Annotated in this window: 12 protein-coding genes; 3 read left to right on the top strand and 9 right to left on the bottom strand. The window is 59.8% G+C overall.

What is annotated here, in order from left to right; genetic code table 11:
• Positions 1 to 221: 221 nt before the first annotated feature.
• From GH665_RS08860 to GH665_RS08850, 3 genes are all read right to left on the bottom strand, one after another.
• Positions 222 to 842 (bottom strand): hypothetical protein, encoded by a 621-nt coding sequence (locus tag GH665_RS08860; protein WP_153135540.1) that lies wholly within the window; start codon positions 840 to 842, stop codon positions 222 to 224.
• Positions 843 to 939: 97 nt separating this feature from the next.
• Entirely contained in the window at positions 940 to 1944 is a 1005-nt protein-coding gene (locus tag GH665_RS08855) for an SEL1-like repeat protein (RefSeq protein WP_153135539.1), read from the bottom strand.
• Positions 1945 to 2411: 467 nt separating this feature from the next.
• Positions 2412 to 2927, bottom strand: coding sequence for a hypothetical protein (locus GH665_RS08850; RefSeq protein ID WP_153135538.1), 516 nt, complete (start codon positions 2925 to 2927; stop codon positions 2412 to 2414).
• Between the two features lie 461 nt (positions 2928 to 3388).
• Between GH665_RS08850 and GH665_RS08845 the strand changes: the two genes are divergently transcribed.
• The gene (locus GH665_RS08845; protein WP_153135537.1) at positions 3389 to 3547 is read left to right on the top strand and encodes a hypothetical protein; all 159 of its coding nucleotides are present in this window, start codon (positions 3389 to 3391) and stop codon (positions 3545 to 3547) included.
• 135 nt (positions 3548 to 3682) lie between these two features.
• On the opposite strand, the gene GH665_RS08840 is transcribed toward GH665_RS08845, so the two are convergent.
• Positions 3683 to 5275, bottom strand: a complete 1593-nt coding sequence (locus GH665_RS08840; RefSeq protein ID WP_153135536.1) for an ABC-F family ATPase — start codon at positions 5273 to 5275, stop codon at positions 3683 to 3685.
• 145 nt (positions 5276 to 5420) lie between these two features.
• On the bottom strand, positions 5421 to 6389 hold the full coding sequence (locus GH665_RS08835; RefSeq protein WP_153135535.1) for an NAD(P)-dependent oxidoreductase: 969 nt from the start codon (positions 6387 to 6389) through the stop codon (positions 5421 to 5423).
• Positions 6390 to 6561: 172 nt separating this feature from the next.
• Here GH665_RS08835 and GH665_RS08830 point away from each other — a divergent pair, with 172 nt between their 5' ends.
• Positions 6562 to 6768, top strand: coding sequence for a dodecin (locus GH665_RS08830; protein WP_028199281.1), 207 nt, complete (start codon positions 6562 to 6564; stop codon positions 6766 to 6768).
• 214 nt (positions 6769 to 6982) lie between these two features.
• Here the strand turns inward: GH665_RS08830 and GH665_RS08825 are convergent, their stop codons facing one another.
• The 4 genes from GH665_RS08825 to GH665_RS08810 form a co-directional block, all read right to left on the bottom strand.
• The gene (locus GH665_RS08825) at positions 6983 to 8077 is read right to left on the bottom strand and encodes a BMP family ABC transporter substrate-binding protein (RefSeq protein WP_153135534.1); all 1095 of its coding nucleotides are present in this window, start codon (positions 8075 to 8077) and stop codon (positions 6983 to 6985) included.
• A gap of 67 nt (positions 8078 to 8144) precedes the next feature.
• A complete protein-coding gene (locus GH665_RS08820) occupies positions 8145 to 9074 on the bottom strand; it encodes an ABC transporter permease (protein WP_153135533.1) in 930 nt (309 codons plus the stop codon).
• Positions 9075 to 9092: 18 nt separating this feature from the next.
• Positions 9093 to 10199 carry an ABC transporter permease gene (locus GH665_RS08815; protein WP_106351863.1) on the bottom strand — a complete coding sequence of 369 codons (1107 nt, stop codon included), beginning with the start codon at positions 10197 to 10199 and terminating at the stop codon, positions 9093 to 9095.
• 66 nt (positions 10200 to 10265) lie between these two features.
• Complete coding sequence (locus GH665_RS08810; RefSeq protein WP_153135532.1) at positions 10266 to 11867, bottom strand: ABC transporter ATP-binding protein; 1602 nt, start codon at positions 11865 to 11867, stop codon at positions 10266 to 10268.
• 251 nt (positions 11868 to 12118) lie between these two features.
• Between GH665_RS08810 and GH665_RS08805 the strand changes: the two genes are divergently transcribed.
• Complete coding sequence (locus tag GH665_RS08805; RefSeq protein ID WP_012433318.1) at positions 12119 to 13051, top strand: LysR substrate-binding domain-containing protein; 933 nt, start codon at positions 12119 to 12121, stop codon at positions 13049 to 13051.
• The last annotated feature ends 56 nt before the right edge of the window (positions 13052 to 13107 follow it).

Raw genomic sequence — 13107 nt, 5'->3', positions numbered from 1 at the left:
TTCCCACCACGTTGCCTTCAAGGCCGAGCTGTCCTTGCCGACTGCATTGCTGCCACGTGCCTTAAGTGCCGCCCGAACTTTTGCGGATATTACGGCTACAGGCTATGAACGTCGAAGATCCTGGCAGCGCAGCATACTAAATATACCGGCGATTTTTCCTTCCGTCTTTGCCCGGGCCAGTCGCCGCGGGAAATCCGCAGGACGCTAGCGATCCGATCAACCTAGAACAGAGGCAACCCGTGACGATGTAGAGATACCAACACAACCGGGATCAGGAGCACGCCGCCGAGCATCAACACGCCGTCAGCGGCTACGGTAACCGGCGTAGCAAGCATCCGTACACCTTTGTCAATCGTGGATAACGTCTCGGTCACCCCAACCGTATAGTTTTGATTAAACGGTTGAGCCGTCAGTTTCTGTTCAAAATCGGCTGCACTGTAACGCGTTCCCTGGATCTCCCCTTCGAACCTGATATTGCCAAACGGATCGACCTTGAAGCCGTCAGCAATCGCCTGTTGCTTGTCCTCAGCTGATGCGCTTTGCGGCAGAGTGAGGTCGTAGCGTCCATCTACTGCGGAATCGTGCACATGGAAGTTGTAGAACGACGAATTCAGGATTTTTCGATAGTCCGCTTTGAGTACAGGTAGCAATCCGTCGGGCATGTCGAAGATGTAGTGGTAGCGCTCCCCGATCACAACCAGTTTTTTGCCATCCGCTGTAATCATGAAGCTCATTATTTTTTCGGTGTATTCCTTGTCATTGAAAAGTTTGGGCGTTACGCACGCGCTCAGCGTGACACACGCGGCAGCGATGCCAGAAATCAAGAATAGTCGTCGGTTCATTGCCGGTCACATTTGTTGTTCGTTCACGCACAGTTGCATACGCATTTCCTCATGAAAACGCCGGACGAATCGCGTCATCAGAGCCCTTGCATGCAGATCAGGATTCGCGCGCGGATGCCTGCAATTTCAGCAGCTTCAGGATATCGCCATCGCTGACGTGGAACGCCAGGTTGGCAGGGAGCGGTTCATAAAAATCCGGCAGTTGGGTCCATTCGAACAGAAAATTATCCGAATAAAAGTATCCGATCTGTTTCAATGCAGGCGTCGCATCGGTAGTCCCCATGGACGGATCGTAATCGGCGCGTATTTTCACGAATTGCTCCATGCGCCGGATGCACGCCTGGCATCCATGGTTTACGCCCTTTTCCCAAATGCGATAGGCATCCACCTCTCGTCCTTCCATGTCTGCGAGCAAACCAAGGCTCTCGTAAGCGTCTCCATTTCCCTGCGCCGCGGCGCAGTCCAGCATCGCCTTGCCGGTCTGTCGTAACTGTTTTGATCGAACGACAATATTGCCTCCCACCCATGCCATTGCGTCGGGGCTTCCGCGGTCGATTGCTTCAGACATCATCCGTTCCTGCTCCCCCGGTGCATCCTCGAGATAGGTCGCGTAGGTGTATGCCGCAAGCGGAATACCTTGAGACACCAACTTCTCAAGCCGTCGCACCGCATCCTGATGTGTCGCAGCGTCGCCTCCTTCCCTGAAAGCCCAAATGCTGTCGACATATTCGGCCTTCCAGCTCCCCGCCTTGATCGCGGCGCGTATCAGGTCAAGACGTTTCTTGCGTGTGGCCTCGCTGCTCCAGAAATCAGGAATGTGGTCGCCGTGTGTGGTGTACTGGACAAATTCGCCGAAAGCCCGCGCTGCGTTGCCCGTATCTTCCGGCGTGTGGTCTTTTGCCTGACGGCATACGAACGACCTGCCCTTGAACTGCGCGATGAGCGTCTCATCCCTTTCCTCAGCGCTTACGTCATCCCACGGCGCCGACTGGTTGAAGCGGGCCAGTTCCTGCGATGATGTATTCGTATTGCCTTGCTGCGATGACGTACCGCTTCGATCAGTACAACCTGTGAATGCAACAACCACAAGCAGCAGCGACATTAAAGTTCGCAAAATTCAGCTCCTACCTTTGTCCGGATTAATCAATCTTGCCTGTCGAATTGCAGACCGGACACGCTACGTCGTCGCCTTCGTGTGCGACATGCTGAGCACTCAATGACAGCGTCGTCGGCTACGCGTGAAACATCCCGCCTTTCATCGTCCCCGCCGGTTCGCGCGATTTTACGTATGACGATAGTATGAAGGCAATCGGGCGGGTATTAGAAGTTGCAAAATAGATGAAAAACTTATGCAGAATGAATTCGATAAATAGCGATCCGAAAATACTTATTTCATGGAGCTTTCAATGTGCCGCACCACAAGTTATTCGTCGCCTCCCCTAATACGGATAGTTTCAAGCAGGCCCATCCGCCTGGCCACCGCGTGCGGAAGTGGCGAGAAACAATAGAGCAAGAGAGTTTTCACAATCTGCTCCGATATACGCGAGCCCAAGCAATCAATCAGCGTAATCACAGCGCCGCCCAATCCCAGCCACCGTTCCTGTCGTATTTCGGCTCAAGATCGACATGTGTGTCGCTAGACCGGCATTCAAAGTACCGCTTGGGCATATTGTCATTCTTCCCCATGCTTTCGTCACGATGCGAGAAGATGCGGAGATCGACACTTAGACCCGTCGTCTTTTGCACAAGAGATGGAACCGTCCAGAAACAGCCACCGAGGCCAGCACATGGCATCAGCGTGCAATCGATCTCAATGCGAACGATTGCGCGCACACCTCCCGCCGCGTCGATTCTTGCCTGCACCTTCTTGTCCCAATACCGTTGGTCTGGATGAAATTTCGCGCCCTTCCTTGTGTCTTGCTCAGGAGGGTCGCCAAGACAGAATGCGCCGTTTACCGTAATCGCATGGGCAACATACAGAATCTCCCCGCTATTACCCGACCAATCGCTAACAAGCTTGTAAATCTCAAGAGTTCGCGCACGTTGCAGGGTTGGCAATCGCTGGACAGCAGGAACAGCAGCCATATTTGAACCACCCGGTATTCAATACAACAATTGAAGAATGTCCGAGCACCATTGGTCAGCCGAGGCAGTCAGTTCATGACGTCTTTCGTCCCGACGGAAGTGGGTAGGCGTCGACGACAACCTTTGACATCTTGGGTACCTGGACGACTGTATTGCGGCCCCACCATAAACCGCGAACGTTCCCCAAACGTTACCGTCAGAATGAACCGATGCTGGAATAGAGATGACAGACCGAGGTTTCTGCAGCAGACACAAATCCCCTGGATTGCGAATATGTCCGATGGATCGACGATCCCTCAGGCGCAGCAATCAATAACCTCATTGCATTCGAACTGAAAAAATCGGCCGCCGCGAAGTAATAATCTGAATAAGCTCTGTTGGATTTGCTCAGATACTCATCGATTCAGATGTGACTTACTCAAATGCTCGTCTGAGTAGATGGCCGCACCGAAGCAGGGGGAATGACGACAGGAAAATCCACGCCGACAGAGAAACGCACACTGGCTAGCGGTGCCGGCAAGGAATTAAAACGGGTGAATTTCGATGTGGATTCGGAGATGCATCACATGGCAGGGATGCACGACGACTTCGGAATGGATGCGCGATCTTGTTATCCGTGATGTGCGCAAAACAGGCTTCGATATTCCGCAATGAGCGGTTGACCGATAGTCGACATGCCGCGCCCAGCGCGGCCTGCCATGCCACCATTGTCCCAATGGGACAATGGCGTCACACGAAAGAGTGTTTCAGGACAGTTACTGCACGCCCTGGCTCAGCAGGAAGTCCTCATAGTTGCCGCCGAAGTCGTTCAGCGTGCCGTCGGTGCGCACTTCGATGATCCGGTTCGCCAGACCGCTAACGAACTCACGGTCGTGCGACACGAAAATCAACGTGCCTTCGTACTTGTCCAACGCGATCTGCAGCGATTCGATCGACTCCATGTCCATGTGGTTGGTCGGCTCGTCCATCAGCATCACATTGTGGCGGCCCAGCATCAGCTTGCCCCAGATCATGCGGCCCTTCTCACCACCGGAGAGCACCTTGACCGACTTGCGGATGTCGTCGGCATTGAACAGCAGACGGCCAAGCGTGCCACGCACCATCTGCTCGTCGTCGCCTTCCTGGCGATAACCGTCGATCCACTCCATCAGCGTGACGTCGTCCGGGAATTCTTCGTACGTATCCTGCGGCATGTAACCGACGTTCGCGTTTTCAGCCCACTTCACCGTGCCGTGATCCAGCGTGAGCCTGCCGAGCAGCGAGCGCAGCAGCGTGGTCTTACCCGCGCCGTTCTCGCCGATGATCGCGATACGCTCGCCCGGCTGCACGCTAATGCTGAAATCGTTGAAGATCGTGCGCTCGTACTTCTTCGAGATCTTGTCCGCCACCACCGCGATGTTGTGCAGCTTCTTCTCGTACTCGAAGCGGATGAACGGGTTCTGCCGCGACGACGGCTTGAATTCCTCGATCTTGATCTTGTCGATCATCTTCAGACGGCTGGTAGCCTGACGCGCCTTCGACTTGTTGGCCGAGAAGCGGCGCACGAAGTCCTGCAGGTCGGCAACACGCTCCTTCGCCTTGGCGTTGGCGTTCTGCTGACGCTCGCGCGCCTGCGTGCTGGCCAGCATGTAGTCGTCGTAATTGCCCGGATAGACCTTCAGCGTGCCGAAGTCCATGTCGGCCATGTGCGTGCAGACCTGGTTCAAAAAGTGACGATCGTGCGAGATGATGATCATCGTCGAGTTGTACTGGTTGAGCACGTCTTCCAGCCAACGGATCGAGTTGATATCCAGGTTATTGGTCGGTTCGTCCAGCAGCAGCACGTCCGGCTTCGAGAACAGCGCCTGTGCGAGCAGAACGCGCAGTTTCCAGCCCGGCGCGACATTGCTCATCGGGCCGTTGTGATCTTCGATCGCGATGCCGATGCCGAGCAGCAGCTCGCCCGCGCGCGCTTCGGCGGTGTAACCGTCGTACTCGGCGAACTTCGCCTCGAGTTCGGCGGCGTGCATGTAGTCGTCGTCAGTCGCGTCCGGGTTTGCGTAGATCGCGTCGCGCTCGGTCATGGCGGCCCACATTTCCGTGTGGCCCATCATCACGACGTCGAGCACGCGCACGTCTTCGTACGCGAACTGATCCTGACGCAGCTTGCCGAGGCGGACGTTCGGTTCGAGCATCACGTTGCCGGAGCTCGGTTCCAGATCGCTACCCAGGATCTTCATGAAGGTGGATTTTCCGCAGCCGTTCGCACCGATCAGGCCATACCGGTTCCCTTCCCCGAATTTGACCGAGATGTTCTCGAAGAGGGGCTTTGGCCCGAATTGCATGGTGATATTGGCGGTAGACAGCACGGCGCGTCCTTAAAGGTGATATCGGCGAACAACCCAATATTTTAGCAGGTTATCGAGAAATCGACCCACACGCGCACCGCGTTCGCGTGTTTTGACGCCGTGTTCACGTTACGTTCACGCCACGTTCACACGGCCCACCGCCCTTCTAGCCGCCACGCGGCGTCTGCAAAACGTCGATGAAGGCCGACAGATCGGCCTCGGCAAGCCCCATCGCCGCGCCAAGCCGCAACAGTTGCTGGACTGTCGATGAAACCGGCATCGGCGTGCCGGTTTCATACGCAGTCGCGGCAACTGTGTCGACGTCCTTCTGGAACGTGCGAAATGCGCCGATCGGCGCGAGGCCGCTTTGCGTCATACGCGGCACGAAAATCTGCAGCAACACCGAATCGGCCCAGCCGCCGGCGAGGCCCTGCGTGAGTTTGGCGGCATCGATACCGCTGCGCTGCGCAAGGCTCACTGCCTCGGCAATCGCCGCAACAGTCGCGGTGACGATGGCCTGATTGCAGAGCTTGGTGGTTTGCCCCGCCCCGACGTCGCCCATGTGGGTGACGCGGGCCGAATAAGCGCCGAGCAGTGGCGTCACCGCCTCGACGTCCGCTGCAGCGCCACCCGCCATGATCGCCAGCGTGCCTGCCGTCGCGCCCGCGACGCCGCCTGATACAGGCGCGTCGATCCAGCCGATGCTTGCCGTGCGCCCACTCTCGAGCGCTTGCCCAGCCTTGCCGCCGCCCGCGCCCGCCGCTGCCATACCTGCCCCGGTCACGCCGGCAACCGTCGCCGCACGCTGCGCGAACGCCCTCGTCGCGGCCGGTGGAATGCTCGAGTGATCGACGATCCAGCGCACCCGTGCCGGCGCCGCGGCATCCGCGCTCAGCAGCCCTTCTGCACCGAATACCGTTTCCTCAACCGCCGCCGCATCCGCAACGCACAGCAGCACCACCTCGCATCGCGAGGCCAGTTCGCGCGGCGTGTCGACCACGTTGGCGCCGTCCGCCAATAACGCTTCCGCCTTGGCCCGCGTGCGATTCCAGACATGCACGGTATGCCCCGCGCGCAGCAGATGCCGGATCATCGGCGCGCCCATCAGACCGGGACCGCAAAAACCAATTTCCACTTTCAAGCCTCGTCAGATTTCAGATGAAGTTGCGCGGACATCATAACGGCCTCACCGCGCCGCGGCATATCTGGCACGCGATGTGCGGGATGACTCGCCCATACGAAGGCACCGGCCGTCATCCATTGCCTATACTTTTTTTCACACCAACGAAGATCAAAGGAGGAAGTTCATGTCAGATCACGTCTACAAACAAATCGAACTGACCGGCTCATCGACCAAATCGATCGACGACGCAATCAGCACCGCGATTGCAAAAGCGTCGAAGACGCTGCGCAACCTGCACTGGTTCGAAGTGACGGAAACCCGGGGCCAGATCGAAAACGACAAGGTCGCCTACTGGCAGGTAACTATCAAGGTCGGTCTGCGCATCGACTAGCGCTTAGCCCGGGCGTCTGAAACGACCCTCAACAGATAATCCGAAGCAAAAAAAGCTGCGTCCGCAGTGGACGCAGCGCCTTAAAGCAGCGGTTGCTGAAACCGCCGCCTGGTCGATCACGATCCTGTCGATCGTTACTCGTCACGCGTTACGCGCCAGATCGCGACCCGGCCCACAATCACGCGACCCGCAGGCGATACCCGCGTAAGCCGGATTACTTCGGCAACGAGCCGTCCACGCCTTCCACATACCAGTTCAGGCGTTGCAGTTCGGGATCGGTCAGCGTCTTGCCTGCCGGCACCTTCACCGCACCGGACTGATCCTTGATCGGACCGCTGAATACGTCCCACTTGCCGCTGGCCAGTTCATCGCGCTTCGCCGCGACCTGCTTCTGCGCATCAGCTGAAATCGCCGACGTGTTCAGGTCTTCAAGATTGACGGCCTTCTGCGGAATACCCCACCACACCGGATCGTTCTTCCACTTGCCGTCCAGCACCTGCTGGATCGCCGCGTTGTAATACACGCCCCAGTGCGCGACCACCGATCCAAGGTGCGCATCCGGACCGAACTTCTTCATGTCCGAATCCCAGCCAAACGCATGCACGTGCTTTTCCGACGCGGTCGCGAGCGTCGCGCTCGAATCGGTGTTTTGCAGCAACACGTCGGCGCCCTGGCCGATCAGCGTTTCAGCGGCCTGCTTTTCCTTGCCCGGATCGAACCAGCTGTTGATCCAGATGACCTTGGTATGAATCTTCGGATTCACCGAACGCGCGCCGAGCGTGTACGCGTTGATGTTGCGAACCACTTCAGGAATCGGCACCGAAGCCACGAAACCGAGCGTGTTGGTCTTCGTCACATAGCCCGCGGCGACGCCGGCCAAATACGCGCCTTGATACATGCGCACGTCATAGGTGCCAAAGTTCGGCGCCTTCTTGTAGCCGGTCGCGTGCAGGAACACCGTGTCCGGAAAATCTTTCGCGACTTTCAGTTCGAAGTCCTGATAGCCGAAGCTCGAGCCGATGATGATCTTGTTGCCCTTGTTCGCCAGATCGCGGAACACACGTTCCGAGTCGGCCGATTCCGGCACGTTCTCGATGCGGGTGATCTTGATCTTGTTGCCGAATTTCGCCTCGACTTCCTTCGAACCCTGGTCGTGTGCATACGTCCAGCCGGCATCGCCAGGATTGCCGAGGTAGACGAACGCGACGCCCGGCGCATCGGCCGCCTGCGCGGTTTGCGCGAGCGGCGCGGCCAGCGCCAGCGAGGCAGCGCCCCAGGCGAAGGCGGTCAGCAGATTTCTTCTCTTCATGTTTTCTCCTGTCGTGTTTGTCGATCGATTTGAAACGTGTGGTCGGTCATATGAAACGGCAACCGCATCAACTCGCCGAGAAAAACGGCTTGCCGAGCGACGCGGGCGCATTCAGACGAATCGTGTTCGGGTTGCGCGAGATCAGCACCAGCACGACAACAGTGGCGACGTACGGCAGCATCGCCAGAAACTGCGTCGGCACGGGCACGCCGATAGCCTGCGCGTAAAACTGCAAACCGGTCACGGCGCCAAACAGCAGCGCGCCGATCAGCAGGCGTCCCGGACGCCAGGTCGCGAACACCACCAGCGCAAGCGCGATCCAGCCGCGGCCCGACGTAAGCTGCTCCTGCCACAAGTGCAGGTTGACGATCGAGTAATAGCCCCCGGCGAGACCCGCCATACCGCCACCGAAGGCCACCGCGCCGTAACGCACGCCGACCACCGGAAAGCCGACCGAGTGCGCCACTTGCGGCGATTCGCCGACCGAGCGCAGCACAAGGCCCGCGCGCGTGCGGTACAGGAACCAGCCGATCACCGCGAACATCAGGAACGCGAGGTAATCGAGTGGCGTAAGGCTGAAGAACGCGGGCCCGAGCACCGGAATCTTCGAGAGAACCGGAATGGTCCACGTGTCGATCGTGGCGCGCACCGCTGCCGACGTGTACGGCTTGCCGACATAGGCCGACAAACCGATGCCGAAGATGGTCAGCGACAAGCCGGTGGCGACCTGGTTGGCCAACATGGTGAGTGTGAGGAACGCAAACAGCAGCGACATCGCGAGACCGGCGCCGATCGCGGCAAGCACGCCGAGCCAGGGGCTGCCAGTTATAGCGGTGACCGCGTAGCCGGTCACGGCCCCCATCAGCATCATGCCTTCGACGCCGAGGTTGAGCACGCCCGACTTCTCGGTGACGAGTTCGCCCGCACCCGCGAACATCAGCGGAATCGCGGCGGTGACGGCGCTCGAGGTGAGCGCGCTGGCTTGTTGAATATCCATGGAGATCCGCCGGGAAAATCAGTGGGCTTGCGCGGCGGCGGAGCGCCGGCGCACGCGATAGTTCACGAACAGGTCGGCGCCCAGCAGGCAGAACAGCAGCAGCCCCTGGAACACGCCGGAGAGCGCCTGCGGCAATTGCATCGAGGTCTGCACCGCTTCGCCGCCGAGGTACAACAGCGCCATCAACAAGCTCGCGAGCACGATGCCGACCGGATGCAGCCGTCCGACGAACACGACGATGATCGCGGTAAAGCCGTAGCCCGGCGACCACGTCGCCTGCAACTGGCCGATCGGACCGGCGATCTCGCCCATACCGGCGAGACCCGCCAGACCGCCGCTGATCAGGAGCGACGTCCAGATGGTCTTCTTGTCGGAGAAACCGGCGTAGCGCGCGGCGAGCGGCGCGAGGCCGCCGACGTTCATCCGGTAACCCGCGAAGCTCTTGCGCATGAACAGCCACACACACGGTATCGCGATCAGTGTGATGAAAATGGAAGCGTTCAGGCGCGTGCCACGCAGCCATTTCCAGTGCCAGTCGCCGGAAAACGTCGGGTACAACGCGTCGCCGCTGAACATCTCCGAGAGCGGGAAATTCATGCCCTGCGGATCGCGCCACGGACCGCTCACCAGATAGATCAGCAACTGCGTAGCCACATACGTGAGCATCAGGCTGACGAGAATCTCGTTGGTATTGAAGCGGCTTTTCAGCAGCGCGGGAATCGCAGCCCACGCCATACCGCCGAGCACGCCGGCGATCATCATGGTCGGCAGAATCCACCAGCCAGTGGCCTGATCGAAATAGATCGCGACGCCGCTGGCGGCAATGCCGCCGAGCAGCATCTGCCCTTCAGCGCCGATGTTCCAGACGTTGGCGCGATAGCCGATCGCGAGGCCAAGGCCGATCAGGCACAACGGCGAAGCCTTCAGCAGCAGTTCGGACCAGCCATTCACGCTGGAGAGCGGTTCGATAAAGAACGCGTGCATGGCTTCGAGCGGATCGCGGCCCACCAGGCCGAAGATCAGAAAGCCGATCACGAGCGTAAGCAGCGCGGCGATCAGCGGCACGGCAAGCTGCATCGTGCGCGACGGCGTCGTGCGGGCTTCGAGTCGATACGGAAGAATCATGGGAGCGTGTGCTTATGTCTGGTTCTGGTTTTTTAACGTCGATCGGTTGCCCAATCGGACATCTGATCAGGCATGCGCCGGCTGTTCTGCCGACGGCGCCGAACCCTCGCGGTCGCCGAACAAACCCGCCATCCAGCGGCCGATTTCCTCGGCATTGGTCGCCCCCGTGGCGCGCACCGGTGAGAGTCTGCCGCCCGCAAGCACCGCGATGCGATCGCAAATGTCGAACAATTCCTCCAGCTCTTCCGAGATCACCAGAATCGCCACGCCGCGCGCGGACAGGTCGAGCAACTGCTGACGAATGAACGCTGCCGCGCCGACGTCGACACCCCAGGTCGGCTGTGCGACCACCAGCACCTTGGGCGCCTGCAGAATCTCGCGTCCCATGATGTATTTCTGCAGATTGCCGCCGGAGAGACTTTGCGCCAACGCTTCCGAGCCACCGCAACGGACGTCGAAGGCTTCAATGCAACGTTTCGCGAAAGTGCGCATCGCGCCGGCCTTGATCCAGCCGGCGTTGACCATCTGCTGACGATGCGCGGTAAGCAACGCGTTTTCCGACAGGCTCATCGCCGGCACCGCGCCGCGGCCGAGACGCTCTTCGGGCACGAAGCCGAAACCGAGCGCGCGCCGGCCGCCCGCGCCGAGCCGCCCAGCCGCCTTACCGCAGATCGTGACCGCATCGGCGCGCGTGCCGCGCTTTTCTCCCGACAGAGCCGACAGCAATTCAGCCTGCCCATTACCCGACACACCCGCAATGCCGAAAATCTCGCCGGCATGCACGCCGAACGACACGTTATGAAGCGAGGTGCCGAACGGGTCGTCGCTCTCCACCGACAACTGCTTTACATCGAGCAGCACGGTGCCCGGCTTGTGCTCACGCCGGGTGTAATCGGGCAGCGAATGGCCGACCATCAATTGCGCGAGCGACGCGTGCGTCTCTTGTTTCGGCTTGACGTGACCGGTCACGCGCCCCCCGCGCATCACCGTGGCGGTGTCGCATAGCGCCTGGATTTCGTCGAGCTTGTGGCTGATGTAGAGGATGCTGCACCCTTCCGCCGCGAGACGCCGCAGCGTCTCGAAGAGCTTGCGGACCGCTTGCGGCGTGAGTACCGAAGTCGGTTCGTCCATGATCAGCAGACGTGGGTTCTGCAGCAGGCAACGCACGATTTCGACGCGTTGCCGCTCGCCCACCGTCAGGCTATGCACGTGCCGCTGCGGGTCGATGTCGAGGCCGTAGTCGGCGGAGACTTCGCGAATCCGCTTCGCCAGCGTCTTCAGATCGAACGGCTCGTCGAGTGCGAGCGCGATGTTTTCGCCGACCGTGAGCGTCTCGAACAGCGAAAAATGCTGGAACACCATGCCGATGCCGAGCTTGCGCGCCGCCGCCGGACTGGCGATCTCGACCGGCTGGCCTTCCCAGCGGATCTCGCCGGCGTCGGGCCGCACCGCGCCGTAGATGATTTTCATCAGCGTGCTTTTGCCGGCGCCGTTTTCGCCGAGCACGGCATGGATTTCACCCGGCGCGACGATCAACGTGACGTCGTCGTTGGCGCGCACGGCCGGGTACTGTTTGGTGATGCCCTGGAGCATCAACCGGGGCGCCGCCTGTTCCGGCCTGCTTGCCGGCTGCGCGGCGGCGCCGTCGCTATAAGAAGAGTCGCTCATGTGATTCCGTAGTACGTCAGAGACTGCCGGTCGCAGCGCGTCCGCCCGCTCTGTCAGCGAGCGATCCGTCACCACAACCGGATGACAATACCTAAATCGACCCGCCCAGTCGAGCCGTCAAAATTCCCCGCAAACCCCCGTCGCAGCGTGCTCTGCGGGTATCCCACTCTTGACGTGGCTTTGTGTTCATATTAAAAGCCATATAACCCCACGCCCGTACGATCAGCCAGAACATATATTTCGGAGAAGTCATGAGTCAGCAACGCGAGGCGATCGATACGTATTTATTACGCGTCTTGCACACCCTGTTGATGGAGCGCAGCGTTACGCGCGCGGCCGTCAAACTGAATCAATCGCAACCCGCCATCAGCGCGGCGCTGCGCCGTTTGCGCGACATCACCGGCGACCCGCTGCTGGTGCGCGGCAAATCCGGCATGGTGCCGACCGAGTACGGCCTGCGCCTGCTCGAACCGGTTCAAAACGCGCTGCGCGAAATCGAACGCATCAAGTTCCAGCAGCACAACTTCGACCCGGCGACCTCGATCCGTTGCTACCGGATCGGCTGCCCGGATTACCTGAACGTGCTGTTCGTGCCGACGGTGGTCGAGCGCTTTCGTCAGGCCGCGCCGAACGCGACGCTTGAATTCCATTCGCTCGGGCCGGCGTTCGACTACGAACTCGCGCTCGAAGACGGCAAGCTCGACATCGTGGTCGGCAACTGGCCTGAACCGCCGGAGCAATTGCACCTGTCGAATCTGTTCGTCGATCAGATCGTCTGCCTGATGAGCAACGCACATCCGTTCGCCAAACGCGGCGGCTTGACGCTCGACCAGTATCTGAATGCGCCGCATCTTGCGCCTACTCCTTACTCGGTGGGCCAACGGGGCGCGATCGACGTGCATCTCGCGCGCGAACGGTTAAAGCGTCACGTGGTCGTCACGTTGCCGTACTTCAATCTGGCGCCTTACGTGCTGATCAAGTCAGACCTGATCTTCACGACCACGCGCCTGTTTGCCGACTACTACGCCAAGTTCCTGCCGCTGACCGTGGTACCCGCACCGCTCGATTTCCCGCCGATGCAGTACTACCAGCTGTGGCACGAGCGCGTGCATTACTCCGACGAAGTGCGCTGGTTGCGCAGTCTGGTCGCCGAAGCGACCAAGACCTTGATCGACAAGCCTTGATCTTTGCGTTGCGGTCTGCCGGCATCCCGTGTTTGCGGATGCCGGCAGACCTACCC

This window comes from Paraburkholderia agricolaris, assembly GCF_009455635.1.
GTDB classification, from domain to species: Bacteria; Pseudomonadota; Gammaproteobacteria; order Burkholderiales; family Burkholderiaceae; genus Paraburkholderia; species Paraburkholderia agricolaris.
This window is presented reverse-complemented; position numbering and strand designations above follow the sequence as displayed.

Bases quoted from the DNA above. Each gene is read 5' to 3' on its own strand.
- GH665_RS08860 (WP_153135540.1), bottom strand. From the start codon at position 842: ATGAACCGACGACTATTCTTGATTTCTGGCATCGCTGCCGCGTGTGTC.
- GH665_RS08855 (WP_153135539.1), bottom strand. From the start codon at position 1,944: ATGTCGCTGCTGCTTGTGGTTGTTGCATTCACAGGTTGTACTGATCGA.
- GH665_RS08850 (WP_153135538.1), bottom strand. From the start codon at position 2,927: ATGGCTGCTGTTCCTGCTGTCCAGCGATTGCCAACCCTGCAACGTGCG.
- GH665_RS08845 (WP_153135537.1), top strand. From the start codon at position 3,389: ATGACGACAGGAAAATCCACGCCGACAGAGAAACGCACACTGGCTAGC.
- GH665_RS08830 (WP_028199281.1), top strand. From the start codon at position 6,562: ATGTCAGATCACGTCTACAAACAAATCGAACTGACCGGCTCATCGACC.
- GH665_RS08825 (WP_153135534.1), bottom strand. From the start codon at position 8,077: ATGAAGAGAAGAAATCTGCTGACCGCCTTCGCCTGGGGCGCTGCCTCG.
- GH665_RS08820 (WP_153135533.1), bottom strand. From the start codon at position 9,074: ATGGATATTCAACAAGCCAGCGCGCTCACCTCGAGCGCCGTCACCGCC.
- GH665_RS08815 (WP_106351863.1), bottom strand. From the start codon at position 10,199: ATGATTCTTCCGTATCGACTCGAAGCCCGCACGACGCCGTCGCGCACG.
- GH665_RS08810 (WP_153135532.1), bottom strand. From the start codon at position 11,867: ATGAGCGACTCTTCTTATAGCGACGGCGCCGCCGCGCAGCCGGCAAGC.
- GH665_RS08805 (WP_012433318.1), top strand. From the start codon at position 12,119: ATGAGTCAGCAACGCGAGGCGATCGATACGTATTTATTACGCGTCTTG.